Raw genomic sequence first — 25,475 nt, forward strand, 5'->3', positions numbered from 1 at the left:
TAAGAAAAAAACATAAAATACATCCCGAACGGGGCAAACCAAGAACAAAAATGAACAAATTAAAAATTGCTATTCAAAAGAGCGGCCGTCTTAACGAAGATTCTCTTAAGATCCTTAAAGATTGTGGTATTTCCATAAACAATGGTAACGATCAGTTAAAGGCCGAAGCCTCTGATTTTCCCCTGGAAGTCCTGTTTCTCCGGAATTCGGATATTCCGCAATATCTCAAAGACGGGGTGGTGGATGTTGCCATTGTGGGGGATAACCTGCTGGTAGAAAAGGGGGAGGGCATAGAAGTTGTGGAAAAACTGGGCTTTTCCAAATGCCGTGTTTCCCTGGCTGTTCCCAAGACTTTCGAATACACGTCTATAAAGGACCTGAACGGCATGCAGATCGCGACTTCGTATCCGAATACGGTAAACGGCTTCCTGGCTTCCAAGGGTATAAGCGCTGACCTTCACCAGATCTCCGGCTCCGTGGAAATTGCGCCTAATATCGGCCTTGCCGACGCTATTGTGGACATTGTTTCCAGCGGAAGTACCTTGTTTAAAAACAACCTGAAGGAAGTAGAGATTATCCTGAAAAGCGAAGCTGTACTGGCCGTATCTCCGGCAATCACCAAAGAAAACAATGCTATTCTCAATAAATTGTGTTTCCGCATTCAATCGGTATTGAAGGCCAGGAATTCCAGGTATATCCTGATGAATGTTCCTAATGACAAAATTGAAGCGGTGGGTAATATCCTTCCCGTACTCAAGAGTCCTACGATAATGCCGCTGGCAGAAGAAGGCTGGAGCAGTTTACATTCGGTGATCGATAAGAACAAATTCTGGGATGTGATTGATGAACTGAAAGCAGTAGGCGCGGAAGGCATTTTGGTATGTCCTATAGAAAAAATGGTACTTTAAAAAACGGTTTGGGAATAAAAAACGGAAGAAAAAGAGTACTTTGTCAATGATAAAGGAGTGGAATTCCTCCGGATCATAGGGGTATCATTTTCAGAAAAAACGGATTTAAAATTACAGATAACCAAGCAATACAAAATTACAGGCATATGAACAAGATATACGGTCCCGCCAGGGAAGAATGGCCGGAGCTCTTAAAAAGGCCCACACAGACCATAGGGGATATAGAAGCTATGGTAAAAGAAATTTTTAAGGAGATCCAGGGTAAAGGAGACCGCGCGGTATCCAAATACACCTCTCTTTTTGACGGGGTTACCCTGAAACAGACAGCCGTAACAGATGCGGAGATGGAAGAGGCGGAAGGCATGGTTTCGGACGAATTGAAAGAAGCTATTCTTCTGGCTAAGGATAACATCGAAAAATTTCACCGCGCCCAAAAAGGCGAAAAGGTGTCGGTAACGACTACGGAAGGTATAGAATGCTGGCAGGAAAAAAAGGCCATTCAGAAAATCGGATTGTATATTCCGGGGGGGACGGCACCGTTGTTTTCTACCGTTCTTATGCTGGCTGTCCCGGCCGGTATTGCAGGTTGCGGGGAAATTGTGCTTTGTTCGCCACCGGACAAGCAGGGAAAGATAAACCCGGCCATCTTGTACACTGCAAAACTTTGTGGTGTGACCAAAATACTTAAAGTCGGAGGGATTCAGGCCATTGCGGGAATGACTTTCGGAACGGAGAGTATTCCCCCGGTATACAAGATATTCGGCCCCGGAAACCAGTACGTTACCGTAGCCAAGCAATTGGCCACACAGCACGGCGTAGCTATCGATATGCCTGCCGGTCCGTCGGAACTTCTGGTTGTGGCAGACGATAGCGCCGATGCTTCTTTTGTAGCTTCGGACCTGTTGTCGCAGGCGGAACACGGTACGGACAGCCAGGTGATCCTTGTTTCCACCTCCCGGGATTTTATAGATGATGTAGAAAGCGAAATCGCTTCGCAGATCGAGGAACTGTCTAGAAAGACAATAGCAGAGGCCGCCATATATAATTCCAGGCTGATTTATGTGGAGGATAAAAACGAAGCCCTGGACCTCATAAACGCATACGGACCGGAACACCTGATCATTTGTTCACAGGACGAGATGTTTTACGTAGATGGTATTATCAATGCCGGTTCCGTATTCATAGGGAACTACACCCCGGAAAGCGCCGGCGATTATGCTTCGGGAACTAACCATACCCTGCCTACCAACGGTTATGCGCGTAATTACAGCGGGGTAAACCTGGATAGCTTCACTAAATCCGTAACTTTTCAGAAGATATCCGAAACGGGAATACAAAATATAGGGAAAGCCATAGAAGTTATGGCAGAAGCGGAAGGGTTACAGGCACATAAAAATGCGGTTACCCTGCGTCTTAACAGTCTCAAAAAATCATAAGATGCAAATGATGACATTCCGGATAGACAAACTGGTACGCCCGAATGTGGCGAAGCTGAAGCCATATTCTTCGGCAAGGGATGAGTTTGAGGATTTTGACGCGGATATGGTTTTTATCGATGCCAACGAAAACCCCAACGAAACGGATGTGAACCGGTATCCCGATCCGCAGCAACGCAAAGTGAAAGAAGTCCTGGCCCAACAAAAGAATGTACGCATAGCAAACATTCTGCTCGGAAACGGCAGTGACGAGGTCCTGGACCTGCTTTACAGGGCGTTCTGTGAACCGGGAACAGATAATATTTTAACCTTACCGCCCACGTATGGCATGTATAAAGTACTGGCGGATATAAACAATGTAGAAAACAGGGAAGTATTGTTGTCCGGCGATTTTCAGCCGAAAGTTTCGGAAATCCTGGAAAAAGCGGATGAAAACACCAAAATATTGTTCCTGTGCTCTCCGAATAATCCTACCGGGAATTCATTTTCAAAAGAGATCGTCGAAAAGTTGCTGGAAGATTTCGGCGGACTGGTAGTGATTGACGAAGCTTATATCGATTTTTCCGATAAGGAAAGCTGGTTGTCCGGACTTTCCGTTTATCCGAATCTCGTTATTACCCAAACGTTGTCCAAGGCATATGGCATGGCCGGTATACGTCTCGGTATATGCTATGCTTCCGAAGAAATCATTGCTGTACTCCATAAAATAAAGCCCCCGTATAACGTAAACGAACTCACCCAGAGACGCGCACTGAAGCGATTACTGGAAACTGAAAATGTAGAGACGGAAGTAATTGAAATTAAGAAACAAAAAGAACTTTTATTTAAAGAATTACTAGAAGTATCTTATGTATCGGAAGTGTTTCCTTCCGATGCCAATTTTATCCTGGCCAGGGTGGATGATGCGGGTAAGAGGTATGAGCAGTTGGTGGCAAGAGGTATTGTGACCAGGAACCGTACCACGCAGCCGCTTTGTGAGAACTGCCTGCGTTTTACCGTGGGTACCCTTGAAGAAAATAAAAAACTGGTACAGGCTCTTAAGACGCTGTAATATATATAACCAACCTTAAAACATCGGATAAAACAAAAAAGTAATATGCAAAAAGTACTATTTATAGACAGGGACGGTACCCTGATTCGTGAACCGGAAGACGAACAAATAGACGCCTTCGAAAAACTGGAATTCTACCCTGGGATGTTCACCTGGCTTCCCAGGATAGCAAAGGAACTGGGTTTCGAACTCGTTATGGTAACCAACCAGGATGGTTTGGGCACCGACGCCTTTCCGGAAGACACCTTCTGGCCTGTGCAGGATTTTATCCTGAAAAGCCTGGAAAATGAAGGTATCGTTTTTGACGCGGTTTATATAGACAGGACTTTTCCTCACGAAAATTCACCCAACCGGAAACCTAAAACAGGATTACTCACCAAATATTTCTCCGAAGATTACGATCTCGGGAATTCTTATGTGATAGGCGACCGCCTTACGGATGTGGAACTGGCTAAGAACCTCGGAAGCAAAGGCATATTTATAAATAATGAAACGGATCTCGGCACCGGGGAAGTCACACTGGGACAGGAGGAGATAAAATCCTGTATTGTGCTGGAAACCTCCGACTGGAAGGATATTTATGAATTCCTGAAATTACAGAGCCGCAGGGCTTCTATTGCCAGGAAAACCAACGAAACGGATATAGCCATTACCCTAAACCTGGACGGTACCGGGAAAAGCGATATATACACCGGGATCGCCTTTTTTGACCATATGCTCGACCAGTTGGCCCGCCACGGACAGATGGACCTGGAAATTAAAGTAAAAGGTGACCTGGAAGTAGATGAGCACCACACCATAGAAGATACGGCCATTGCCCTGGGCGAAGTATTCCGGAAAGCCCTGGGAAACAAACTGGGTATAGAACGCTACGGTTTTTGCCTGCCTATGGATGACTGTCTTGTACAGGTAGCCATAGACTTCGGAGGGAGGAACTGGCTGGTATGGGAAACCGAGTTCAAACGCGAAATGATAGGGAAGATGCCTACCGAAATGTTTTATCACTTCTTTAAGTCCTTTACGGACGGGGCCGGAGCCAATCTGAATGTTAAAGCAGAGGGGACCAATGAACATCACAAGATCGAAGCTATCTTCAAAGCTTTTGCAAAAGCCATAAAAATGGCCGTAAAACGCGACGTGGAGAAAATGGTATTGCCTACGACAAAGGGAATGATCTAAAATTAGAAATACGAAGTCAGAAGTGCGAAGTTGAAATTATACGTTATTGCTGGACTTTAAACATATTTCGTACCTCTGACTTCTAACCTCGTACTTATGAAAATAGTTATTATAGATTACGGAGCGGGTAACATTCAAAGCATCCGGTTCGCCATAGAACGGTTGGGATATGAAGCGGTCCTTACCGATGATGCGGAAACCATCCGCAATGCGGATAAAGTCATATTCCCGGGTGTGGGAGAAGCCGGTAGTGCCATGCGAAAATTACAGGCTACGGGAATAGATAAAATTATCCCGGAATTAAAACAACCCGTGCTGGGGATTTGCCTGGGGATGCAGTTGATGTGCGCGTCTTCCGAAGAAGGCAATACAAAAGGGCTGGGTATTTTTGATGTGGATATTATCCGGTTTTCCGATAGGGTAAAAGTGCCGCAGATAGGCTGGAACCAGGTACACGGACTAAAAACCCCTTTGTTCGAAGGTGTTAAAGAGGATGAGTTTATGTATCTCGTTCACAGTTATTACGCACCCCGCTGTGAAGAGGCCATAGCGCTGACAGATTATGAGGTGGAATACGCATCGGCATTACATAAAAACAATTTTTACGGCGTACAGTTTCACCCGGAAAAGAGCAGCGCCGCAGGTGCCAGGATATTGGGGAACTTTCTTAAGTTAGAGGTACGAAGTTAGAAATACGAAGTGTTATGTATAGAAATAACTTAACTGATCGAACAAAAAGGTTTGCTATAGATTGTTGGAAATTATGTAATAGGCTTCCGAAAAGCAGGGAATTTAATGCATATGTCAATCAATTACTTCGATGTTCGAGTTCTGTAGGTGCAAATTACAGGGCTTCTCAGCGGGCAAGATCAACAGCGGATTTTATTAACAAGTTAAAAATAGTCGAAGAAGAAGCAGATGAATCTATGTATTTCCTTGAACTTCTTCTTGAGATTTCTGAGGCCAACAAGACGGAAATAAAAATTTTACTCACCAAGTGAGATTTAAATGCTCTGACGCTTGTGTCGAAAAGTAATCTATGGTTTCCGCCTCATGCCTTGCGGGCTTGCCCCGAGGTAGTTGATTTAAAGAAGCCGAAGAAATATTAGCAATTATCGTAGCATCCATTAATACAGCAAGAAAAAACAAAAATAATACTTCTAACTTCTAACTTCGTACCTTATTATGAGAATCATCCCTGCCATAGATATTATAGAAGGCAAATGTGTACGCCTGTCCAAAGGCGATTACAGTACCCGTAAAATATACAACGAAAACCCGCTGGAAGTAGCTAAAGAATTTGAAGCCCACGGTATAGAATACCTGCACCTGGTAGACCTGGACGGGGCAAAGAGCAGTCACATTGTCAATTACAAAGTATTGGAACAGATAGCCTCCCAAACCGGATTAAAGATCGATTTCGGGGGCGGACTCAAGTCGGATGAAGACCTGAAGATAGCTTTCGAAAGCGGCGCACGACAGGTGACCGGGGGAAGTATTGCGGTGAAAGACCGGGAGACTTTTCTGGGATGGCTGAAGCAGTACGGCCCGGAAAAAATTATCCTCGGTGCCGATGTCCTGCCGGGAGAAACCGGGGAAAAGATCGCTATAAACGGTTGGCAGGAGAATTCAAGTATCGATTTAACTCCTTTTGTGCAAGAATATAGAAAAGAAGGGGTTGAGTATGTTATATGTACCGACATCAGCAAAGACGGTATGCTCAAAGGGCCGGCATTTGACCTCTATGCCAAAATGCTGGAAAATATCAAAGGAGTGAAGCTTATTGCCTCGGGGGGGATATCGGCTTTTGAGGAATTACCCCGATTGGAAGAACTGGGTTGTGAAGGGACCATTATCGGTAAGGCCATATATGAAGGGAACATCAGCTTAAAAGAACTGGAGCAATACATTATTGCGCAATAACACCGGGACATCAGTTACCGGAAACAAAGAAGAATATCGAATTATGTTGACCAAACGAATTATACCCTGCCTGGATATTAAGAACGGCAGGACAGTGAAAGGAATCAATTTCCTGGATCTCCGGGATGCCGGGGACCCGGTGGAACTCGCGGAAATATATGCCAGAGAGGGCGCGGACGAACTGGTATTCCTTGACATTTCCGCTACCGAAGAAAAACGTAAAACCCTGGCCGAACTGGTAAGGCATGTAGCTGAAAAAGTGGATATACCGTTTACGGTAGGCGGTGGTATCGCATCGGTGGAAGATGTCGGGGTATTATTGCACAACGGGGCAGATAAGGTTTCTGTTAATTCTTCCGCGGTGAAGGATCCGGAACTCATAGATCGCCTGGCCGGCAGGTTCGGGAGCCAGTGTGTGGTAGTGGCGGTAGATGCGAAAAAGGTGAATGGCGAGTGGCTGGTGCATTTGGTAGGAGGAAAAGTTCCGACGGAGATCAAACTTTTTGACTGGGTAAAAGAGGCCGAACAGCGCGGGGCAGGGGAAATTTTATTTACTTCCATGGATCACGACGGTACCAAAAACGGTTTTGCCAATGAAACCCTGGCGGAAATATCGGGAATGATAAATATACCGGTCATCGCTTCCGGAGGAGCCGGGAACATGCAGCATTTTGCCGATGCGTTTACGCTGGGGAAAGCGGATGCCGCATTGGCCGCCAGTGTATTTCACTTTAAGGAAATGGAGATCAAAGACCTGAAACGGTTCCTGCAAAAACAGGATATTGCCGTGCGGGTTTGATTGGTCCCGAAAATGGTTCGAACTATGTGCTAAAACATTTCGCTTTAGCTTTTTAAAAGTTATGGTTCGGAGTTACTGAGTTATTCGGTTATTGAGTTACTAAGTTATTGGTGTTGCCTAAATAACTCAGTAACTTAACAAGTACATAACAATTCCCGTAAAATTAATTTAAACTACAGAAAACAAAACAGGATGGAAATAGATTTTGACAAAGATAACGGGCTGGTCCCCGCCATTATCCAGGATGCGGACACAAAAACCGTACTTATGCTCGGATATATGAACGAAGAAGCTTATACAAAAACAGTGGAGACCAAAAAAGTCACCTTTTATAGCAGGAGTAAACAGCGCCTGTGGACCAAAGGGGAGGAGAGCGGTAACTTCCTGCAGCTGGAAGATATTAAAGCAGATTGTGACAAGGATACGCTGCTTGTCCGGGTTCGGCCACAGGGGCCGACATGCCATACCGGCACGGATACCTGCTGGAAAGAAGAAAATAAGCCGCATTTTGGTTTTCTTTCCGTACTGGAAGAAGTGATTACAGCCAGGAAGGAAAATGCCGACTCCGGTAGTTACGTGTCTTCCCTGTTTGCCAAAGGGATAAATAAGGTGGCGCAAAAGGTGGGGGAAGAGGCCGTAGAAGTGGTTATTGAGGCGAAAGACGAGAACGACGACCTGTTTCTTAACGAGAGTGCCGACCTGCTTTTTCATTACCTGATCCTTCTCCAGGCGAAAGGATACACTTTAGTCGATGTGGAGAAAATTCTCAGGGAACGACATAAAAAATAAGCGGTTTTTATTACCTTTAGAGAATAACATAAACTCTGTCGTTATGAAAAATACAGCTCGCCTGCTCGTTATGATGCTATTTGTTTCAGCAATCGTAACATCGTGTAATACGACCAAAACAGATCCTTTAACCGCATTGTCATCCGCCACGTGGAAACTCGATTCTTTTGAAGGAGAAAAGGTCGATTCCACAAGTTTCGGCAATGGCATGCCTTACCTGGAATTCGATAAGGAAGAAATGCACGTTTCCGGGTTTTCCGGGTGCAACCGGCTTATGGGAGGATTTACCGTGCAGGAAGAAAACGGAATAAGTCTGGATAAACTGGCTTCTACCAAAATGGCCTGTATGGGTGTAAACAAGGAAAGTGAATTTATGGCTGCGTTGGATAAAGCGGATCATTTTAAAGTAAAAAACAAATCGTTGCGATTGCTTTCGGGCAAGACAGAACTTATGACTTTTGTCGCTACGGAAGGTGAATAGTATACATCCGAATAAATTCAACGAGACCGGTTTATGAAGAAAAAAACACGGCCCCGGAAAAAACGCAGAAAAGGCCTGGGATCTGTTCCCGGCACTTTGACATATACGGGAAACAGATCGGAACAGGAGTTTTATATCGAGGTTATAGATTACTCCAAAGAAACTTGTTCCCGCACGGTGTACAATGATGTAAAAGAAGTATTCCGGTATGCGGAAGAGGAGAATACGACCTGGATTAATGTAAACGGACTGCACAATGTAGAGGCAATTGAAACACTGGGTAAATACTACAAGTGGCACCCCCTGGTCATGGAAGATATCGTGGATACTTTCCAGAGACCGAAGATAGACGAATTCGAAGACTATCTGTTTGTGGTTTTCAAAATGATATATTATGAAGAAGAACGCCTGGTAACCGAACATCTCAACCTGCTTATAGGTAAAGGGTATGTGGTTACTTTCCAGGAATCCAGGGCTGATGTTTTTGACGATATCAGGAAGCGGATTATGGAAAACAGGGGACGTGTGCGCGGAGAAAAGTCCGATTACCTGCTTTTTGTACTCCTGGATGCCGTTGTAGATCACTATTTCCTGGTGATAGAGACTCTCGGAGATAAAATAGAAGACCTGGAAGATGTCCTTTTTGAAGAGAGGGATGTGGACATCTCTAAAGATATACTCAACCTGAAAAAGGAAATACTACGTATTAAACGTTCCGTATTCCCGGCAAGAGAAATCGTAAACCGTGTAGAAAAAACCGATTTTATACTTATAGAGGAGCACACGCGAAACTATTACCGTGACCTGTATGACCATACCATCCAGGTTGTGGAATACGTAGAGGTGTATCGCGAAATGATCCTCAGTCTTATGGAAATGTATATGGGGAGCATCAGCAACAAGATGAACAATGTAATGAAGGTGTTGACGGTTATAGCCACCATATTCATTCCGCTGACGTTTATCGCCGGAATATACGGGATGAATTTTGACAATATGCCCGAACTGCACGGCAAATACAGCTATTTTATCCTTATGGGCGTAATGCTGCTCATATTTATAGGAATGCTCCTTTTTTTCAAAAAGAAGAAATGGCTGTAGACCCGAACGGTTTTATACGGCCATATCTACTTCCAGCAACTGCACACAGTCTTTGATGGTTTCTATGACTATGTTCATCATACGTTTGTTCAGGGCAGAAGAATTTTCTATGTAGGTCAGGTATTCTTCTACCGTAAACTGGCCGATGACCATTCCCTTGAGCGAATTCCGGAACTTAATGTCTTTGTGGATGGCATTTTCAATGTATACCAGCCGTTTTTCCAGGCTAAGGGTGTAAAACATTCCTTTGTGTTTGTTGGCATAATTCCGGAAAGCCTCTACCAATAGTTCTTTTTGCAGTTTGATAACCGGCCGGATAGTAACGTTTTGAAAGCGTTCGTCACTACTCATTTCTTCATAAACCAAAGCGTTTGAAATTTCCGGACGAATACGGAGCAAATCCTTTGTTCTGGTGTCCATAATAGAAGTTTTCTTAAAGATAATTCATAAAGTAGGGAGAGACGGCCGCTACCTGCCATAGTTGTTAACTATTTTATAAACAACTTGTTTTCGGACTATGCCCGAAAGCTAACACATTTACCTTTATTATTATGTATTAACGCGTGTTCTGCGGAAGATATCCGGTATGTTTTTATATTAAAATTAAGATGCTCCCGTATTAATTTAACAGATTTAAAGATCGTTTTATGGTAACGTTTACTTACTTTTGAGTTTGAATACGAGAGTATTATGCGACGGATATGGGGAAAGTGAGCCGGATGGCTTATTCCTGAACAGTTAGGCATAAAATTTGTTATAACCGGGGTATGAGATACATTGTACTATTACTTATCGCTATGGGGTTTTCTACCGGCTTTTATGCCCAGGGAGAAATGCCGCGTAAATCTATACCCATAAGGGCGGAAAATAATGTACTGCCCAAAGGCAATACTTCGGAAAATAACAGCTCTATCTTCAATGCCCCGGATTTTATGCCGTCTCCGATGACCAATAGTAATAATTCCAATACATCATCTTTTGACCTTTCTACTAAGGAGAATGAGAATTTTATGCAAAAGGAACAGTTTCTCAACAACGGTACCCAGTACGAGAAACGGTTAAACCGAAAACAGGGGGAGGGGGAAGACCGTGGCGGTAATTATAAGACTACAGGATACCTCGGAGATTTTAAAACCAATTCCAGTTTTGTAAGGCTTGCATGCCGTGACCATCAATATGTGGATGGCGACCGGGTACGTATTTATCTCAATGACAGTATAGTGGCTTATGACATTGTTCTGGAAGCAGGTTTCAAAGGCATTGATGTTCCGCTTCAGAAGGGATTTAACAAAATAGACTTCCAGGCGCTGAACCAGGGTAGCTCCGGCCCCAATACGGCAGAACTACGGGTTTACAACGATAAAGGGGAGCTGATGTCCGCCAATGAATGGCTCCTGAATACCGGAGGTAAGGCTACGATGATCGTGGTGAAGGACGATGATGAAGAGTAAATTATTTTAAATTTCCTTCTGGTAAGCCACAACATCCAGTATTTTACCGAATTTATCTCCTACGTTACGGAAACAGGCACATTGCGCATAACCGCATTTGGTAAAAAGGGCAATACTGCCGTGGTTGTCGCCGGTAATAATTCCGAGCAGGTTCTTTACACCATTGTTGATAGCCCTTTTTTCCAGGTACTCGAGAGCCGCCTTGCCAATACCTTTTTTGCCCATTTCCGGTTTCAGATAAATGGTAATTTCGGCTGAGCGGTCATAGGCCTGTCTTTTTTTATAAGGGGTCAGAAAACAATACCCGGCAATTTCATTGTTCACCCGGATAAGACAGGAAGTGTAGCGGGAATGGCCAAGGTATATGAACTCCCGAAGTTCTTCAATCTCTACAGGTTCCGTATGAAAAGTTGCCGTAGAATTGGCAATGTACCAATCGTATATTTTCTTAACCTCGGGAAGATGCTCTTCCTGTAATTCTTCAAATGCGATACTCATGGGGAATAAACTGTTTCAATAAACAGGGTTAAATATAGATATAACTATAGTAGAATAAAATTTTTTATTCCTGCGTTTCCGTGTCATAGGTGAGTAAAACCACTCCGGAGGAAGAACTTTTGGTAGCTTTTAGCCGCAGACCTATTCGTTCTTTAATATCCTTGAAAAGCGGTTTTCCTTTACCTAGGATCACCGGGTGAACGGCAAGCCTGTATTCATCGATCAATTGTAGGTTAGCCAAAGAAGTGATCAGTCCGCCCCCTCCGTAGACCCATATATCCCCTGGAGTCTCCTGTTTTATTTGTTGTACTTTTTTTTTGATATCCGAATGGACGAAAATGGCGTTTGTATTATCTTCCTTTATGGTGGATGAGAATACGACTTTGGTTTTGCTGTGTAATAGCTTATAGGCTTCTTTCAGTTTGGTGTCTGCGTGTTCTCCCGGTTCATAATTTCCCCATGCTTCATAACTTTTTCTGCCGTAGAAAATGGTATCCACACCCTCGAGAATCTCGAAGAGAATATCTCCGAAATCGGTATTCTCATCTTTGACCAGCCAGTCGATTTCTCCTTCCGGACCTTCTATATAACCGTCTAATGTTACGGCCAGGTCCAATATTAATTTACCCATGTCATGTCTTTTTATCGGTTAATGTTTGCGGTGCCAGCAGACGCTTTCCAACGGACTTTTATGCCGTTTATATTGTTTTTTGCAGAACATACTTCCCGTAATATCTCAAAACCGTTCTTTTCGTAAAAGGGAATGGGAGACCTGTATTTTTGGCCGTTTTCCTTTAATTCTTCACTGTTGTCAATTACCCAACCGTTAAGTTCCGTATTCCGTTCTTTTGCCAAACCGAGTAAACGGGACCCCAGTCCTTTACCTTGTTCGCTCGGGTCCAGTAACATGGCAAAACAACGTTCACCTTCCCGCATAAAATAGACTAACCAGCCTTTTACCTGGCCTTTTTCGTCCGGGAGTAATACATGATGTCTATCCTCAAGACCTGCCAGGTATTTTTCAAAGCTTTGTATATCTGCTAAGGACAGGTCTTTGGGGTATTCCCGGTTCCAGAGCGCCAGGATGTCTGATTTTTGGCTGTCGGTCAGGGAATCATTTTCAATAAACTTCATAATCTCTGTTCGGTATGGTGTAAAGTAAAATCCTGTTTCTATTGATACATTTCCGGATGTACGGCTACTTCTTCGATAAATTCCCCGTTTTTATCGTAATAAAGGTAATTCATGGTGATTTTCTTTTTCCGGAAGATCTCCAGGCCGGGATTGCTTTTGGCGTTATCTATTATTACCGGGCGAACATATTTGTTTATAGTGTCGGCGTTGATTTCGGTTATCTCCGTCTCCGGAAGAGTGTAATAGTAAAGTATGTCAGAATTTCCCCTGGCTGCAACACTGTCCAGCCGGGTGATTTCATCTACCTCCATCGGGGTTTTCCGGTTCATTTCGTCCACAGTCTGTTGTAATTCGGATTTCCGGTCTTTACTGGAATATTGTCTGGACACATAAAAAGCAATAGCAAAGGCTATGACAAAGGCGCAGATAAAAACAATGATACTTATAGTCTTTTTACGTTTGGCAGGTTTTCCGGTTTTTTCCATGTTTGTCTCTTTTGGATCGTATTTCTTTTTTATAATTTTTTAGCCACGGATACACGGATGTATTCATGGTTATTGAGTTATACATTTAATTTCTCTACAATACTTTGTGCAACCCTGCCTATGCCGGCAGGCAGGTCTGTGCCTGCTTTGTGAATCTCAGTGATAAAATAAGACCCGTGACAGGAAAAACCACAAAGGGCTCAAAGTTTTTCACAAAGCCCACAATGTCAGGTCCTTTTGAAATGCCTGTTCATTTTATAAACATACAAATGTTTAACTGCTTGTTTATAAGATTGATACAAATGGCATCTATGTGTATAACTCAAAATGGTTATTTAAGGTTATTCGTGTATCCGTGGCAAAACAGACTTTTCAGTCCGCCGGAAACCTACGGATTTCTGATTCATATACTCTAGTTCTCTTTTACCGGAATCCACAGTTCTTCTTCGGAATCCGGGTGTTCGTTTTTGTATTTTGCTCCCATCAGGGCAAAATGGGGGCGGTTGTCCAGTATGTATCCGGAATCCGGTATCCATGTACCGTAAATATATTTATACACATCCGAAGACTCGCTACCTTTGCCTTTAAACGGGAATACGGCATATAATCCTCCGGGAATGACCAGCTTTTCCATTTCCACAGGTATGGCCATATGATCGCTTACTTCTACGGCAGCCCATTTCTCAAAGAATTTATTGGGGTCGAATTTTTCGAAAAACCCGGTATCACTATACACTTCTACCGAATATAAACCGGTGCCTACACTGTTTTTTATCTCGTTTCTTTTCGGCATAAAATCACGCCACAGTTCCCCGGTCTTGTTTTCTGTAAAGGACATCTTTACTTTTTTGCCGATGAGCCTGGTTTCTTTTAATCGTGTGATTTTCGGTTTCATGGTGTGCGTCTTAAATTAAAAAATACGGACAGGGATTATAAACCCTAGCGGGAAAAAACTTCCCTGGCTTCTTCCGTGGTGTTTACAAAGTTTATTCTTCCTGTTTTATTGCTTTCATAGATAAAATCCTTCAGGCTCTTGCTTATAACATCCTTAAAATCACCAACGATGGCCAGGCGGGCATTGTAGTTGGAAAATTTTTGAAGTATATCTCCTGCTATTCCCGTTTTCAGTTCAAAAAAATCCGGTACCAGGTGTTTCTTCCGTATGATAATACATTCGGAACCCTGGTAAATACTGTTCATCATTATTTCCAGGGCGTCCTGGGCATTGGTAATCTCCGTTTTATCGGATATGAGTTCGGCAACGGGTATACCGTTTACTTCTTCGATATGTATTTTCATTGTTGTTACTTGTTCTGTGGTTTACGGAGAACTATAAAAATTATTTTCCTGTTGTATGGTAAAAGGATAACGAAAAGGAAGCTGGAATAATATAATTATATGTGTATCACCTGCGGAGATCAGGACAGTCTTTTTTGAGCGGCCCGAACCTTTTCTCTATAAAGATAATAAAGAACTCGTCGTTCAAATACAAATTCTTTAAAAATCAAAATGCGGAAGGATTAATATCCGAAAAATAATGGTATAGTGATGTTCTTATGGGATGATTACCAAATAAACGGTATTAATTTATAGGTGCGTTTCTGGTAGTCTGCATAGGAATTTCCAAAGATATCGGCCAGTAACTTTTCTTCTTTGTTTATTTTTTTAAACAGGCCCATAGTGTAGAGAACGGTGATGATAATCCCGGAAAGGCTTCCCATAACCAGGCAGGTTCCTATAAGCCCGGAGATAAACCCGGTATAGATGGGGTGCCTTACAAACCGGTACGGCCCTGTAACGATGAGTTCGTGTTCTTTTTTTGCGGATACGCCGCCACTCCAGTTCCATCCCAGGAGCAGGCGGGACCATATGGATATAAAAATACCGCCAACGGATAATATAACTCCCGTAAGCTGTATGCTAAAATACGGAGGGATGACGATCTTTCCGACGCCTCTGGTCGTAAAAAGAGGGAGGTAAAGGGCAAGAAAAACAATAACAAACCCCATAAAAGCCGAAATCTTCTGTGAGGTGGTTCGGGGATTGACATTTTCCTTGGTCTTATTGCTCTGCCATAGCCAGGTTACGGAAAATAAAAACCAGCACGCCACGGTGGCATAAACCGGAAAACTGATCTGGGTATTCACGCTATTTTAATGGTTGATTAGTGAAAAGTAAATGTACAATTATTTTTCAACAAACCGTGTATTATTTGAGGAAGCTGCTAAAAAATCGATGTATTGTTTTCACAGGTCCGGATCGTTAAATCCACCACCTCAGGCATACGGATGACACCGGGAGAAGTTATGGTGAACGAAAAATGATATGGAGAAACGGGAAAGCTATTCGGCGGCACAGAATTTCCGTTCCCCGCCTTAACTCCGTTTCCCTTTAAAATAGGCATACACGGCCATGGCATGACCATGCCCCAGGTCGTAATCGTCTTTTAGCCATTGCACGATTTGTCCGGCTTTAATGTCCGGTTTAAGCGTTCCGTTTTCCACAAACCCTTTTTCCGTGGCCAGTCGGATAAAATCTTCCGGACTTTTTCCGGTTTTGGTCTCGATGTTAATTAAATAAGATTGAAAAGACATGGTTACGTATAGTTATTTGTTTTATTCAAAATTCGGAAGAATATTGTAAAAACAAAAGGTGTAAAAATGTCATATAACAGGGGAGGACGGGACAAATGTGGCTGGGGATTCGGGGAAGGTAGAGAAATGCCGGGGATATCGGGTTATAACGAAAAATCAAATAATTCCTTTTCCGTTATTTTAAGTGCTTTGGCAATGGCGTGAACGGTAGAAATAGTGGCATTGGTTTGGGCGTGCTCCATTTTAAAGACCTGCGAATACTCGACCCCGGCGGCATGTGCCAGCTTCTCCATGGAGAGACCTTTCTCCTTCCGGAGTTTTCTCAGGTTCCTGCCAAATGCTTCCAGGTATGCTTGGTTTCTAACATTGCTCACCCCCGCAAGTTGCGCCATAAAATCGGGATTAATTATAGTGTATAAGCTATATTTTGTTATCTTAGCAACGTATTAAACGAATTGCCTCCGACTTTTATGTATTGTGAAAGGATATTTTTATCCCGGAACTATAAAGAGTGCGTACGGAAACTCATCCCCCAGGTTTACCGATATGGCAGCAGCCACTTTACCGGTCCGTTAAGTTGCGGACATGTTGACACTTACGGATTAAACCTTATTGTTATGCTTAAAAGTTATTTAAAGAGATTTATGACAGATCGGAATGCGACGGTTACGGAAAAGGAATGGAGGACCCGGTGTTCTACCTGCTTTTTACTCGGTATGATAGCCGGGTGCATTATCCTTGCCATACTGTTTGTGATCTTTGCCCCGGAACTTTTTGGCTTTTCCTTTTTTTCGGCGGAATAAGGGTCAAATAGTTTAAGAAAATCGGTAGGAGAGAGGTGTTGAAATCTTTTTATGCACCGGTCTCTATGGTCCTTTGGGTTTTTATTTTGTCCCAGGCAATTACCTGTACGCCCGGGGAATAATGGACAAGGTGTGGTGCGCCTTTCAGGAGATTGGAAAACCGGGGGTAATGTACCTCTCTCTTTTTGAGTTCTATCGTGTATACAGGCCATGGAATATGGTGTATTTCAAATTCGTTTATGGCGGTCCGGGTGTCCTGGAACAGGGCGTACCTTTCCGTAAGCCAAAGGTCCAAACCTGTTTTATGGGATATTTCCCCGCCTATGTTATAATGTATTTCCAAACGATCTCCGAGTTTGTCGTTTATAGAATTGTAGTAACATTCCTCACGCTTCATTCCGGAATACCGATAGGGGAGTTCGGACAGGGTCCTGGCTACACGACAGGAAATACCTGTTCCGCCTTCTATACTCAGGAAATATACGCCCGTTTTATTATTGTTTTTTACATAAGTACGAATGTTTATTTCGTGGAAGTCCGAAACGGGAGGAAAGGGAGGAAGGTTTTTTGGCCTTATCTTCTGCATGGTAAAAGCTACTACAGAAACCCAGGCTTTGCCATCGTACAGGTCGATTTCCAGTTCCGGCGGAACAAATTTGCGCAGCTCGGCAAGCTCTACCTGCCAATGCAGAAACACGGCATCGTTCCATTCCTGGTAATATTTCCATTCTTCCGTCGGCATTTTCCATGGACGATGATCTGTTGTTTGGAGTATCTCTTTAATCTTCACAGGGTAATATTATTGTAATGAGTATGATAATAATGCGTCAAGTGGTTTGTTAAGTTAACGTGAAATTTACTACATGACAAAAATTGAATTTCGATAATTCCTCTCCCGAAAGCTTTCGGGATTGTTACCCCAACCCTAAAGGGAGCAAATCGAGAAAAATCAAGCTCCCTTTAGGGTTGGGGTCAAATTGATTTTTCGGCCAAATTATGCAAAAAACGATTTTTGTCATGTAGTTAAACCTGAGAATTAAATATTTTTCAAGTCTCTGACCGTAAATTCATTTTCCGTATTTCCGGTATTCAATGTGGTTTTGGGTTCAAACAAGACTACTTTAACTTCGCCGACAGCTTTTGGCCAGTGATTGGTTTTGCGGGGAATAATAACAAATTCACCGGGATTTATTTCCAGGGTTTCATCGTCCAGTTCCATAAGCAGTTTGCCTTCGATAACCAGGAACATCTCATCCTCGTTTTCGTGCCGGTGCATTACAAATTCATCTTTAAACCTGGCCACTTTTACCAGTTGGTCATTGAGTTCACCTACAATTCTGGGGTTCCAGTAATCCCGGAACCGGCTAAACTTCTCTTCTAAATTTACTTTTTGGACAGACATAAAACCGAATGTTAAACTAAGAAACTGTTTAAGTTTTATCCTTCGGTTCTTTTATGCGTCTTTTTCCGTCATGCTTCAGCTATTTTTTCGGTCCGTAGCTATGGCTATGCACCTCAAAATACCTTCGCCTGACAAAAACCCGCCTGCCGGCGTGCAGGAATACACTATAAAATATTCCAAAAACAAAATTTAAACAGTTTCTAAGGCTCAAAAGTACAAAATTGCGAGGGGATTACAGATAGCATAATAATTAACTCTTAATAAGCATCTTTATACGGTTTTCTATTAGTCCTTTATTGCGTCCTGGACTACGTGTGTATTTAATGTTCATCGGGCTTTACCCGATGATATGCTATCAACCCGGGAATATGCCTTTTCGTATCTAAAACTCCGGTCCTGGCAAATTTAGTCCATATGTCACGGATATTTTTTCCGGCCTGTTGCAGTTCCTTAAACGATTTTCCTTCGCGAAAAGCTGAAGTCTTCCACAGTTCTTCGGTGCCGAATAAAAGCGAAATATCGACAATATGTGCGGCTTTTATCCCATTGCTTTCAACACCCCAGCTTATACGATACTGATAAACAGAGCCGCCTGCCCCGGCAATATGCCTGGCAAAGGCCTTTCCAGGGTTGCGGTATATACGGTTTGTTGTTTTACGGATCAGCCATTCCAGGGAAGACCTTCCCATAAGAGGTAGGCGGGCAAGCGACTGTAAAGGTTTTACAAATGGAACGAATAAGGAAGTCTCGCGATCGGCCCACCCGATCATCACATCCCACTGCCCGGCACGTTCCCGCCATATTTTTTCCACATCCTTTTCCGGGGGCATGGGCGGATACCCGTATTGAATACCAAAAGGCATTCCGCCCTTTATTCCGAAACCTTTCATGGAAAGTATCAACCTGCTTTGCAGGGCCAGGATCGTATCCGCATCCGTATCTTTTGGCAGCAAAGCCACTTTCTTTATCATTTTTCTGGCAATAGCAGCCTTTCCTCTCCGGATACCCAATGGGGCACTCTGGATGATAACCCGGTGAAACAGGTCTTCGGTACCTTCAACAAGCATTAAATGTGCAATGGCATCACCTCCTGCCGACTGCCCGAAAAGCGTAATATTATCCGGGTTTCCTCCAAAAGCCGCAATGTGCTTTTTAATCCAGCGTAAGGCGGCCATAATATCCAGCAATCCAAGATTTGCCGGAACATCCTTATATCCGCCCAGAAAGCCCAGCAATCCCAGGCGGTAATTGATATTTACAACCACTACATCATTTTCTTCCACCAGCAGGGTAGGATTATACACCGGGGAATCTCCTGCCCCCGAGGTATAGGAACCACCGTATATCCAAACCATTACCGGCCGGCCGGAAGGTGGCGGTGCGGCATCCGGAAGCGTTATAGAGAGGTACTGGCAGTTTTCATCTACCGTTAGCTGTTCCAGCATGTCCCGGCCCAATAAGTTCCCGGATTTCCGGGAAAGATTCTGCGGGCATGCAGGAGACCATTTTGTTGCAGGATAGGGGACTTGCGGAAGCGGGGTTTCCCGTGGTTTCTCATAGCGTCCGGCCGAAGCATAAGGTATACCCGTGGCTCGTATAACATTTCCGTCCCGCCATCCCTGTACGGGACCGGCTGACGTTTCAAAAATAATATCTGCCATAACTAAAGCGTATCATGTCTGCTACCGGATAAGAACCGTAGCATGCTGTCAAGACAAATGTATAAATTTATCGGGGCATACTTTTAATTCCCTTCAACGTCCCGTGTGGTTTTGTGACCTTTGAGGTGACATAAGGATTCGGCATTACTTCTTTTGGAAAAACATGCTTTTATGTTAAAATCTATATTTTTGGCACTTCGTTAGGTTTTTATTAAGAAATATGTATATTTGCTTCCCAACAGGGTAATTCTTAACATAAATCCTCTAAATCAGTTTATCCCGTTAAGAATTACTTTAGATACACCTACCTCACCAAATTTTATTTTTTAACCTAAATCTTTTTTATCATGAAAATGCAAAATGTATTTCTATGGATGCTAATGGTATCTTTAATTTTCGTCTCTTGTTCTAAAGAGGATATGAACGAGGCTGACGACCTCAACAGCCAGCAGGAAACCCGGGAACTCAGCGCCGATGAACTTGCCGCGATCCGGATGTGTAAAGACGTCTATCCGGAAGGCGTGACCCCCAGGGCCGCAGCCATTAGTTCCAAAGTCTGGCAGAATGGTAAAACCTTAAAAGTAAAGTTTTTAGGCGGTTCTCAGTATGTCAGGAACAAAGTCATGCAGTATGCCAACGAATGGTCCGATCACGCCAACATTACCTTCGAGTTTGTAACCAGCGGAAATGCGGATATACGGGTGAGCTTTATGTCCGGGCAAGGTTCTTATTCTTACATAGGTACCGATGCCAACCTCATCTCACCCAATTCCGAGACCATGAACTTCGGTTGGTTTGACAACAATACTTCCGAATCGGAATTCAGCCGTACCACCATTCACGAGTTCGGGCATGCTCTCGGGTTGATCCATGAGCATCAGCACCCGGAAGTAGAAATTCCGTGGGACAAGCCCGCAGTTTATGCCTACTATGGGGGAGCACCCAATTACTGGTCACAGGCCCAGGTAGACAACAACCTCTTTACCGCCTATTCCGCTTCACAGACACAGTTCAGCGCATACGACCCTCAGTCTATTATGCACTATGCTATAGACAATTCCCTGACCATAGGCAATTTTCAAGTGGGTTGGAATACCGTATTGTCAAACACTGATAAGCAATTTATAGCTGATTTATATCCTAATTAATCAACTTTTATCAGGATATATCCTTATTATATCATGTGTGTAGTCTCTTTACACTGCACACATGATATTTTTATTTTTGTATTTTCCGGCTTTAAAAGAAAGCGTTTTTGGACATTATCATTTGCGTATGAAACTGTGTTTTTCGGTTACCCTGTTATTTTTTCTTCTGTTTACTTGTAACGATGTACTTGCCCAGGAATTTCCGGAATACAAATTGTCCATACATCCATACGTAAAATACAGGCAGGAAGACCTGCGCTGGTCCATAGCGGGGGATGTCAACGGGCAGAACCCCAATATTCTGTCGGAACTGATCTGGAAAAGATTACAGGGGCCACAGGTTGGGTTAATGGTTCAAAAAAAGATATCCGGACGTTTCTCCGTACAGGCGGATATGTCTTATATGGGTGTCACAACAGGAAGGGTTACCGACACCGATTACCGTGAAGATAACAGGCAGGATATTTCCTATGATGAAAGATTGCAGTCGGATAGAGGATATGCACTCACTTTTGATGCCAGGTTGCAATACCTCGTGTATACACATCCCAAAGTAAGTATTATTCCGTTCCTGGGATTTACCAATAAATACCAGCATGTTTTTATGCTGGACAATGAAGTGCCATTGATGGAAGGAAGTATCCTTAAAAGCACTTACACTCCGCATTGGTACGGAGGTACCGCCGGAGGGGTATTTGTTTTTAATGCCGGAAAGGCAAGGATTTTCCTGGAAGTAAGTGGCGACCTCGTAAAATATTCGGCAAAAGCCAACTGGAATTTAAGGTCAGAATTCGCGCACCCGGTAAGTTTTAAACACAGCGCTACCGGAAAAGGCGTTAATGCTCAATTGTTTGTGGAGTATCCGCTATACGAAAACATGTATGTTACCTTAAATGCCGATATCTCCCATGCTGAAACAGGAACAGGGACGGATAAAACCTTTTATCAAAGTGGTAAAAAAGTATATACCCGGTTAAATTCCGTAGTCAACAAGTCTTATGGCCTGGGAGTCGGGCTTAAATTTAAGTTACTGTAATATGCCATTTGACGCTGGTTTACAACTAATACCCATTGCTCCCCGCCCTTGGAATATCCCATTGCCTTAGTAATTTCATTATCAGAATGCCTATACTTTTTGAGGTGCGTTGCAAACGCTTTGTACAGCAGGCACTCGTTGCAAACGAGCACCAGAGGGTAAATTTAAGATACTGTAAGTATGCAAACGAGCAGTTGCGTTATACCGATCGTCAAAAATTGATGAAAAAACATAGTATTCAACTCAAAAATTGTAAATTTGAGTTATGGATATAAATCTTCAAAATAAGAAAATCGAATTGATTTAATGGTTATCAACTCTAAATGATGAGTCCATTATTGAAAAAATAATGAAATTACGGGAGAGTGAGAAAATCGATTGGTGGAAAGAAATTTCAAAAGAAGAAAAGAAATCCATCGAACGTGGAATTAAAGATGCAGATTCTGGAAAATTGAATTCGCATTCGGAAGCCAGCAAGTTATATGAAAAGTGGTTATAAAATCCTGTGGACAGATCACGCCCTTTCGGAATTAAAAAAAACAATAGCGTATTTAGAACATAACCGGGCAGAATATCCCTTTGCTGCAGTAATTCTATTATCAGAATGCCTATACTTTTTGAGGTGCGTTGCAAACGCTTTGTACGGCAGGCACTCGTTGCAAACGAGCACCAGTGTGGAGACTGCACGAATAGCTTTACCCAAAAGGCTTTTGTTTATACTTTTGCATACTACTTATAAAAACAATATCCATGTCCATATCCAAAGAATCCGAATTAACAGGCATGCAACGGGCAAGCGAGGCGGTGGCCTGTACACTCCGGGAAATGACAAATTATGCCCGTCCGGGAATGTCTACCAAAGAGCTCGATGACTACGGAGCAAAAGTTCTCTCAGACTTCGGGGCCAAATCAGCGCCTTTCCTTACCTATGGTTTTCCGGGGCACACCTGTATAAGCGTAGGAGGGGAGTTTTGCCACGGTATCCCGTCCGCCACACGTATCCTTAAAGAAGGAGACCTGGTAAACATAGATGTTTCTGCCGAACTTAACGGGTATTGGTCGGACAATGGCGGATCGTTTGTTTTGGGGAAAGATATTAACCAACACCAAAAACTCGTCGATGCCTCCAAAGAAATTTTAAGGAAAGCCCTGGAGCATATCCGTGGAGGCGTTCGGATTTCTGATATAGGACAACTAATGGAAACCGAAGCCAGAAAGAACGGGTATAGAGTGATTAAAAATCTCGCCGGTCACGGTGTGGGCAGGAGCCTGCACGAAGAACCCACAGATCTATTGAATTACAGAAACAAATTCGACCGGAGAAGGTTCCGGAAACATTCAGTAGTGGCTCTCGAAACTTTTATTGCTACAAACTCTACCTATGCCGATACCCTTGCCGATGGCTGGACAATGGTAGGGAATAAAGGCGGTTATATGGCACAGCACGAGCATACTATTGTTATTACCGATGGTAAACCCATTATCCTTACTGAAGAGAACGGAATACTAAACTAAACCAAAGGTTTAACCTGGCGCTTGTTGCAAACGAGCACCAGGCGGAATTTATACATCCCGTACAACAATTAGTTTTTCCAACGTTGCAGCCTGTCCAGGTATAAATGAGACTCTACGGTTTTCCTGTGTTCCTTGTCCGTTAGTTTTTCTAACAGTTCCAGGGAAGAAATATAGGAAGCCAGATTGCCATTGGAAGACAGGAATTTTCCGTCTTCTACGTAGCTTACCTCCGAATCATCCTGGACCAGCAGGTCGGGATAATTCTTTTGCAGATCATTACCGCCACCTATCCAGGTCACTATTTTTTTACCATCCGCAATACCCGTTGCCCCAAGAAGCGATGCACCGGCACAATTGCTTACCGTATAATCCGTATTGGTGTTCTGCTTCGTAATGAATTCCAGTAATTTTGTGTCTTTGACTTTAGCAGTCATATCATAAGCGCTGGGTACGATGACGACATCCAATAACGGGGCATTGCTATAGATATAATCCGGGAACATCTTTAAACCTTCTTCGCAGGTTATCATATCATAGCTTTCCCCAATGGTAATTACATTAAACAACGGCTTACCTGTTTCCGAATTTTTGGAGAACACATCGAGCGGGGCGGTGACTTCAGTCATTAATACACCGTTGAACATGAGTATTCCTATCGTTGGTAAGTCCGGATTTAATGGCTTTAGTTTTTGAGATGCTTCCGTTGCGGTAGCATGCACCGGATCATTTGTCGTCTTACCATTGCTATTGGTCAGATCACTTTGCTCGGATTGTTGCATAGCGGCATTTTCCGGCTTTTTTTCATTACAACTCCCTAAAAGGATGGTGCATAAAATAATGGCTACTGTTAAACTCTTATTCATAATTTTCAGTGTATAATGGGTTTATGGGTACTTATAGCTATCCTGTTCCAGACATTAATCATCGTTACTGCCATAATAATTTGTGCCAGGTAAGTTTCCGAAAAAAGATTAATAGCCCGGTTATAGGTGTTATCCGTAAGCCCGTTTTGATGTATAAAAGTAATTTCTTCCGTTATAGATAAAATAACTTTTTCTTCTTCAGAGAACAGATCTGTCTCTCTCCAGGCGTTCAAAAGAAATATCCGCTCCTGTGTTTCACCATATTTCAAAGCATCTTTGGTATGCATGGCAATACAAAATGCACAACCGTTAATTTGCGAAGCCCTTATTTTTATAAGTTCCTTATGCGTGGTGGAAAGTTCACTTATTTTAGATATATGCCCCTCAAGGGCTATTATGGCCTTATACGCCTCCGATTGTAGTTTGTCTATCTGAATCCTTGGTTCCATAATGATTTGATTTTCAATTTATGGAACAAAGATATGTGTAATGTCCGTGAATAAAATTGAACTGGTTCAAGAAGTGCTTTTCCGCCTTAATTTACTAACGTATTCCGGAGATAACCCCAGATAGGTGGCCACCAGGTATTGCGGAACATTGTGTACAAAATCCGGGAACGAATCCCTGAACTTAAAGTAAATTTCTTCCTTGGAATAACTGAAAATATATTTCATCCGCATTAAAGCAGCGCCATAGGCAATCTGGTAAATCGTTCTGAAATACGTCTCCATTTTGGGAAAGCGTTTTAGCAATTCTTCCTGTTTTTGTCCGCTTATCCGGAGGACATCCGAAGGTTCTACTGCCTGGATATAAAACTCCGAAACTGTTTTGTGCTGAAAGGCCAGATAATCTGTTATCCACCAATCCTTAATAGCAAACTGTATCGTTTGCTCCGTTCCCCTGTCATTAATAAAGTACATATGCATACAACCATTAATAACAAAGTAGTGGTCCGGGGTTTTATCTCCCGCCCGGTAAACAATATCCTTTTTTTGCAGCGAAACCCGTTCAAAATAAGAAGCGATCTCTTCAAATTCAGCGTCATTCAGAACAATAAATTTACAAATATGCTTATGTAGTTCTTTCATACTAAAAGCGGGGTTTTATAGAGGTGTGTTATTCGTAAGTAATAATAGTAGTTCCATTACAACCCAAAAGTAGTAAATTACCGTAAATACTTGTTCGTTTGCAACGGGCCCCCATTGTCTTCTGCATTTG

At 43.0% G+C, this 25,475-nt stretch carries 33 protein-coding genes; 17 read left to right on the forward strand and 16 right to left on the reverse strand.

Going from position 1 to position 25,475, the window contains the following annotated elements:
* Window positions 1-50 precede the first annotated feature (50 nt).
* The 11 genes from hisG to corA all read left to right on the forward strand — a co-directional run bounded on the left by hisG (window position 51) and on the right by corA (window position 9,667).
* A complete protein-coding gene (gene hisG, locus ACVBDU_RS02965) occupies window positions 51-908 on the forward strand; it encodes an ATP phosphoribosyltransferase (protein WP_447178291.1) in 858 nt (285 codons plus the stop codon).
* Between the two features lie 146 nt (window positions 909-1,054).
* The gene (hisD, locus tag ACVBDU_RS02970; RefSeq protein ID WP_447178292.1) at window positions 1,055-2,344 is read left to right on the forward strand and encodes a histidinol dehydrogenase; all 1,290 of its coding nucleotides are present in this window, start codon (window positions 1,055-1,057) and stop codon (window positions 2,342-2,344) included.
* 7 nt (window positions 2,345-2,351) lie between these two features.
* The gene (gene hisC, locus ACVBDU_RS02975) at window positions 2,352-3,395 is read left to right on the forward strand and encodes a histidinol-phosphate transaminase (RefSeq protein ID WP_447178293.1); all 1,044 of its coding nucleotides are present in this window, start codon (window positions 2,352-2,354) and stop codon (window positions 3,393-3,395) included.
* Window positions 3,396-3,440: 45 nt separating this feature from the next.
* Entirely contained in the window at window positions 3,441-4,574 is a 1,134-nt protein-coding gene (gene hisB / locus ACVBDU_RS02980) for a bifunctional histidinol-phosphatase/imidazoleglycerol-phosphate dehydratase HisB (protein ID WP_447178294.1), read from the forward strand.
* 96 nt (window positions 4,575-4,670) lie between these two features.
* Window positions 4,671-5,264: an imidazole glycerol phosphate synthase subunit HisH gene (gene hisH, locus ACVBDU_RS02985; RefSeq protein ID WP_447178295.1), complete on the forward strand. Its 594-nt coding sequence runs from the start codon at window positions 4,671-4,673 to the stop codon at window positions 5,262-5,264.
* Window positions 5,265-5,278: 14 nt separating this feature from the next.
* Window positions 5,279-5,575, forward strand: coding sequence for a four helix bundle protein (locus ACVBDU_RS02990; protein WP_447178296.1), 297 nt, complete (start codon window positions 5,279-5,281; stop codon window positions 5,573-5,575).
* A gap of 184 nt (window positions 5,576-5,759) precedes the next feature.
* Window positions 5,760-6,497 carry a 1-(5-phosphoribosyl)-5-[(5-phosphoribosylamino)methylideneamino]imidazole-4-carboxamide isomerase gene (hisA, locus tag ACVBDU_RS02995; RefSeq protein ID WP_447178297.1) on the forward strand — a complete coding sequence of 246 codons (738 nt, stop codon included), beginning with the start codon at window positions 5,760-5,762 and terminating at the stop codon, window positions 6,495-6,497.
* Window positions 6,498-6,540: 43 nt separating this feature from the next.
* Window positions 6,541-7,296 (forward strand): imidazole glycerol phosphate synthase subunit HisF, encoded by a 756-nt coding sequence (hisF, locus tag ACVBDU_RS03000; RefSeq protein ID WP_447178298.1) that lies wholly within the window; start codon window positions 6,541-6,543, stop codon window positions 7,294-7,296.
* Between the two features lie 162 nt (window positions 7,297-7,458).
* The gene (gene hisIE / locus ACVBDU_RS03005; RefSeq protein ID WP_447178412.1) at window positions 7,459-8,085 is read left to right on the forward strand and encodes a bifunctional phosphoribosyl-AMP cyclohydrolase/phosphoribosyl-ATP diphosphatase HisIE; all 627 of its coding nucleotides are present in this window, start codon (window positions 7,459-7,461) and stop codon (window positions 8,083-8,085) included.
* 43 nt (window positions 8,086-8,128) lie between these two features.
* On the forward strand, window positions 8,129-8,566 hold the full coding sequence (locus tag ACVBDU_RS03010; protein WP_447178299.1) for an META domain-containing protein: 438 nt from the start codon (window positions 8,129-8,131) through the stop codon (window positions 8,564-8,566).
* A gap of 33 nt (window positions 8,567-8,599) precedes the next feature.
* Entirely contained in the window at window positions 8,600-9,667 is a 1,068-nt protein-coding gene (gene corA / locus ACVBDU_RS03015) for a magnesium/cobalt transporter CorA (protein WP_447178300.1), read from the forward strand.
* Window positions 9,668-9,679: 12 nt separating this feature from the next.
* Here corA and ACVBDU_RS03020 read toward each other — a convergent pair whose 3' ends face one another.
* A complete protein-coding gene (locus ACVBDU_RS03020) occupies window positions 9,680-10,087 on the reverse strand; it encodes a glyoxalase (RefSeq protein ID WP_447178301.1) in 408 nt (135 codons plus the stop codon).
* A gap of 347 nt (window positions 10,088-10,434) precedes the next feature.
* On the opposite strand from ACVBDU_RS03020, the gene ACVBDU_RS03025 reads away from it, so the two are divergent.
* Window positions 10,435-11,118 (forward strand): hypothetical protein, encoded by a 684-nt coding sequence (locus ACVBDU_RS03025; protein WP_447178302.1) that lies wholly within the window; start codon window positions 10,435-10,437, stop codon window positions 11,116-11,118.
* Window positions 11,119-11,124: 6 nt separating this feature from the next.
* On the opposite strand, the gene ACVBDU_RS03030 is transcribed toward ACVBDU_RS03025, so the two are convergent.
* From ACVBDU_RS03030 to relB, 9 genes are all read right to left on the reverse strand, one after another.
* On the reverse strand, window positions 11,125-11,616 hold the full coding sequence (locus ACVBDU_RS03030; protein ID WP_447178303.1) for a GNAT family N-acetyltransferase: 492 nt from the start codon (window positions 11,614-11,616) through the stop codon (window positions 11,125-11,127).
* A 64-nt stretch (window positions 11,617-11,680) separates the two neighbouring features.
* Complete coding sequence (locus tag ACVBDU_RS03035) at window positions 11,681-12,247, reverse strand: dihydrofolate reductase family protein (protein ID WP_447178304.1); 567 nt, start codon at window positions 12,245-12,247, stop codon at window positions 11,681-11,683.
* An 11-nt stretch (window positions 12,248-12,258) separates the two neighbouring features.
* Window positions 12,259-12,750, reverse strand: a complete 492-nt coding sequence (locus tag ACVBDU_RS03040) for a GNAT family N-acetyltransferase (RefSeq protein WP_447178305.1) — start codon at window positions 12,748-12,750, stop codon at window positions 12,259-12,261.
* A 38-nt stretch (window positions 12,751-12,788) separates the two neighbouring features.
* Window positions 12,789-13,235: a DUF8479 domain-containing protein gene (locus tag ACVBDU_RS03045; RefSeq protein WP_447178306.1), complete on the reverse strand. Its 447-nt coding sequence runs from the start codon at window positions 13,233-13,235 to the stop codon at window positions 12,789-12,791.
* A gap of 412 nt (window positions 13,236-13,647) precedes the next feature.
* Window positions 13,648-14,130 (reverse strand): GyrI-like domain-containing protein, encoded by a 483-nt coding sequence (locus tag ACVBDU_RS03050; protein WP_447178307.1) that lies wholly within the window; start codon window positions 14,128-14,130, stop codon window positions 13,648-13,650.
* A gap of 44 nt (window positions 14,131-14,174) precedes the next feature.
* Window positions 14,175-14,534 (reverse strand): DUF4180 domain-containing protein, encoded by a 360-nt coding sequence (locus ACVBDU_RS03055; RefSeq protein ID WP_447178308.1) that lies wholly within the window; start codon window positions 14,532-14,534, stop codon window positions 14,175-14,177.
* 266 nt (window positions 14,535-14,800) lie between these two features.
* Window positions 14,801-15,382, reverse strand: coding sequence for a methyltransferase family protein (locus tag ACVBDU_RS03060; RefSeq protein WP_447178309.1), 582 nt, complete (start codon window positions 15,380-15,382; stop codon window positions 14,801-14,803).
* Window positions 15,383-15,610: 228 nt separating this feature from the next.
* Window positions 15,611-15,829, reverse strand: a complete 219-nt coding sequence (locus tag ACVBDU_RS03065; RefSeq protein WP_447178310.1) for a DUF4287 domain-containing protein — start codon at window positions 15,827-15,829, stop codon at window positions 15,611-15,613.
* Between the two features lie 143 nt (window positions 15,830-15,972).
* Entirely contained in the window at window positions 15,973-16,221 is a 249-nt protein-coding gene (relB, locus tag ACVBDU_RS03070; RefSeq protein WP_447178311.1) for a type II toxin-antitoxin system RelB family anti-toxin, read from the reverse strand.
* 225 nt (window positions 16,222-16,446) lie between these two features.
* On the opposite strand from relB, the gene ACVBDU_RS03075 reads away from it, so the two are divergent.
* Entirely contained in the window at window positions 16,447-16,632 is a 186-nt protein-coding gene (locus ACVBDU_RS03075) for a hypothetical protein (RefSeq protein ID WP_447178312.1), read from the forward strand.
* A 49-nt stretch (window positions 16,633-16,681) separates the two neighbouring features.
* Here the strand turns inward: ACVBDU_RS03075 and ACVBDU_RS03080 are convergent, their stop codons facing one another.
* The 3 genes from ACVBDU_RS03080 to ACVBDU_RS03090 all read right to left on the reverse strand — a co-directional run bounded on the left by ACVBDU_RS03080 (window position 16,682) and on the right by ACVBDU_RS03090 (window position 19,695).
* Entirely contained in the window at window positions 16,682-17,422 is a 741-nt protein-coding gene (locus ACVBDU_RS03080; RefSeq protein ID WP_447178313.1) for a YqjF family protein, read from the reverse strand.
* A gap of 246 nt (window positions 17,423-17,668) precedes the next feature.
* On the reverse strand, window positions 17,669-18,034 hold the full coding sequence (locus tag ACVBDU_RS03085) for a cupin domain-containing protein (RefSeq protein ID WP_447178314.1): 366 nt from the start codon (window positions 18,032-18,034) through the stop codon (window positions 17,669-17,671).
* A gap of 320 nt (window positions 18,035-18,354) precedes the next feature.
* Entirely contained in the window at window positions 18,355-19,695 is a 1,341-nt protein-coding gene (locus ACVBDU_RS03090; protein ID WP_447178315.1) for a carboxylesterase family protein, read from the reverse strand.
* A 347-nt stretch (window positions 19,696-20,042) separates the two neighbouring features.
* On the opposite strand from ACVBDU_RS03090, the gene ACVBDU_RS03095 reads away from it, so the two are divergent.
* The 4 genes from ACVBDU_RS03095 (at window position 20,043) to map (ending at window position 23,394) form a co-directional block, all read left to right on the forward strand.
* Window positions 20,043-20,843: a M12 family metallopeptidase gene (locus tag ACVBDU_RS03095; RefSeq protein WP_447178316.1), complete on the forward strand. Its 801-nt coding sequence runs from the start codon at window positions 20,043-20,045 to the stop codon at window positions 20,841-20,843.
* A 127-nt stretch (window positions 20,844-20,970) separates the two neighbouring features.
* Complete coding sequence (locus tag ACVBDU_RS03100) at window positions 20,971-21,879, forward strand: hypothetical protein (RefSeq protein ID WP_447178317.1); 909 nt, start codon at window positions 20,971-20,973, stop codon at window positions 21,877-21,879.
* A 349-nt stretch (window positions 21,880-22,228) separates the two neighbouring features.
* Complete coding sequence (locus tag ACVBDU_RS03105; protein ID WP_447178318.1) at window positions 22,229-22,378, forward strand: hypothetical protein; 150 nt, start codon at window positions 22,229-22,231, stop codon at window positions 22,376-22,378.
* 251 nt (window positions 22,379-22,629) lie between these two features.
* A complete protein-coding gene (gene map / locus ACVBDU_RS03110) occupies window positions 22,630-23,394 on the forward strand; it encodes a type I methionyl aminopeptidase (RefSeq protein WP_447178319.1) in 765 nt (254 codons plus the stop codon).
* 68 nt (window positions 23,395-23,462) lie between these two features.
* On the opposite strand, the gene ACVBDU_RS03115 is transcribed toward map, so the two are convergent.
* The 3 genes from ACVBDU_RS03115 to ACVBDU_RS03125 all read right to left on the reverse strand — a co-directional run bounded on the left by ACVBDU_RS03115 (window position 23,463) and on the right by ACVBDU_RS03125 (window position 25,345).
* Window positions 23,463-24,257 carry a DJ-1/PfpI family protein gene (locus tag ACVBDU_RS03115; protein ID WP_447178320.1) on the reverse strand — a complete coding sequence of 265 codons (795 nt, stop codon included), beginning with the start codon at window positions 24,255-24,257 and terminating at the stop codon, window positions 23,463-23,465.
* A gap of 5 nt (window positions 24,258-24,262) precedes the next feature.
* Window positions 24,263-24,706, reverse strand: coding sequence for a carboxymuconolactone decarboxylase family protein (locus ACVBDU_RS03120; RefSeq protein ID WP_447178321.1), 444 nt, complete (start codon window positions 24,704-24,706; stop codon window positions 24,263-24,265).
* Window positions 24,707-24,772: 66 nt separating this feature from the next.
* Entirely contained in the window at window positions 24,773-25,345 is a 573-nt protein-coding gene (locus ACVBDU_RS03125; RefSeq protein WP_447178322.1) for a Crp/Fnr family transcriptional regulator, read from the reverse strand.
* Window positions 25,346-25,475 lie beyond the last annotated feature (130 nt).

This window comes from Sinomicrobium endophyticum (assembly GCF_052983315.1).

Coding starts and splice junctions, on each gene's coding strand:
- hisG (WP_447178291.1), top strand. CDS start 51: ATGAACAAATTAAAAATTGCTATTCAAAAGAGCGGCCGTCTTAACGAA.
- hisD (WP_447178292.1), top strand. CDS start 1,055: ATGAACAAGATATACGGTCCCGCCAGGGAAGAATGGCCGGAGCTCTTA.
- hisC (WP_447178293.1), top strand. CDS start 2,352: ATGATGACATTCCGGATAGACAAACTGGTACGCCCGAATGTGGCGAAG.
- hisB (WP_447178294.1), top strand. CDS start 3,441: ATGCAAAAAGTACTATTTATAGACAGGGACGGTACCCTGATTCGTGAA.
- hisH (WP_447178295.1), top strand. CDS start 4,671: ATGAAAATAGTTATTATAGATTACGGAGCGGGTAACATTCAAAGCATC.
- ACVBDU_RS02990 (WP_447178296.1), top strand. CDS start 5,279: ATGTATAGAAATAACTTAACTGATCGAACAAAAAGGTTTGCTATAGAT.
- hisA (WP_447178297.1), top strand. CDS start 5,760: ATGAGAATCATCCCTGCCATAGATATTATAGAAGGCAAATGTGTACGC.
- hisF (WP_447178298.1), top strand. CDS start 6,541: ATGTTGACCAAACGAATTATACCCTGCCTGGATATTAAGAACGGCAGG.
- ACVBDU_RS03010 (WP_447178299.1), top strand. CDS start 8,129: ATGAAAAATACAGCTCGCCTGCTCGTTATGATGCTATTTGTTTCAGCA.
- corA (WP_447178300.1), top strand. CDS start 8,600: ATGAAGAAAAAAACACGGCCCCGGAAAAAACGCAGAAAAGGCCTGGGA.
- ACVBDU_RS03020 (WP_447178301.1), bottom strand. CDS start 10,087: ATGGACACCAGAACAAAGGATTTGCTCCGTATTCGTCCGGAAATTTCA.
- ACVBDU_RS03025 (WP_447178302.1), top strand. CDS start 10,435: ATGAGATACATTGTACTATTACTTATCGCTATGGGGTTTTCTACCGGC.
- ACVBDU_RS03030 (WP_447178303.1), bottom strand. CDS start 11,616: ATGAGTATCGCATTTGAAGAATTACAGGAAGAGCATCTTCCCGAGGTT.
- ACVBDU_RS03035 (WP_447178304.1), bottom strand. CDS start 12,247: ATGGGTAAATTAATATTGGACCTGGCCGTAACATTAGACGGTTATATA.
- ACVBDU_RS03040 (WP_447178305.1), bottom strand. CDS start 12,750: ATGAAGTTTATTGAAAATGATTCCCTGACCGACAGCCAAAAATCAGAC.
- ACVBDU_RS03045 (WP_447178306.1), bottom strand. CDS start 13,235: ATGGAAAAAACCGGAAAACCTGCCAAACGTAAAAAGACTATAAGTATC.
- ACVBDU_RS03050 (WP_447178307.1), bottom strand. CDS start 14,130: ATGAAACCGAAAATCACACGATTAAAAGAAACCAGGCTCATCGGCAAA.
- ACVBDU_RS03055 (WP_447178308.1), bottom strand. CDS start 14,534: ATGAAAATACATATCGAAGAAGTAAACGGTATACCCGTTGCCGAACTC.
- ACVBDU_RS03065 (WP_447178310.1), bottom strand. CDS start 15,829: ATGTCTTTTCAATCTTATTTAATTAACATCGAGACCAAAACCGGAAAA.
- relB (WP_447178311.1), bottom strand. CDS start 16,221: ATGGCGCAACTTGCGGGGGTGAGCAATGTTAGAAACCAAGCATACCTG.
- ACVBDU_RS03075 (WP_447178312.1), top strand. CDS start 16,447: ATGCTTAAAAGTTATTTAAAGAGATTTATGACAGATCGGAATGCGACG.
- ACVBDU_RS03085 (WP_447178314.1), bottom strand. CDS start 18,034: ATGTCTGTCCAAAAAGTAAATTTAGAAGAGAAGTTTAGCCGGTTCCGG.
- ACVBDU_RS03090 (WP_447178315.1), bottom strand. CDS start 19,695: ATGGCAGATATTATTTTTGAAACGTCAGCCGGTCCCGTACAGGGATGG.
- ACVBDU_RS03095 (WP_447178316.1), top strand. CDS start 20,043: ATGAAAATGCAAAATGTATTTCTATGGATGCTAATGGTATCTTTAATT.
- ACVBDU_RS03100 (WP_447178317.1), top strand. CDS start 20,971: ATGAAACTGTGTTTTTCGGTTACCCTGTTATTTTTTCTTCTGTTTACT.
- ACVBDU_RS03105 (WP_447178318.1), top strand. CDS start 22,229: ATGAAATTACGGGAGAGTGAGAAAATCGATTGGTGGAAAGAAATTTCA.
- map (WP_447178319.1), top strand. CDS start 22,630: ATGTCCATATCCAAAGAATCCGAATTAACAGGCATGCAACGGGCAAGC.
- ACVBDU_RS03115 (WP_447178320.1), bottom strand. CDS start 24,257: ATGAATAAGAGTTTAACAGTAGCCATTATTTTATGCACCATCCTTTTA.
- ACVBDU_RS03120 (WP_447178321.1), bottom strand. CDS start 24,706: ATGGAACCAAGGATTCAGATAGACAAACTACAATCGGAGGCGTATAAG.
- ACVBDU_RS03125 (WP_447178322.1), bottom strand. CDS start 25,345: ATGAAAGAACTACATAAGCATATTTGTAAATTTATTGTTCTGAATGAC.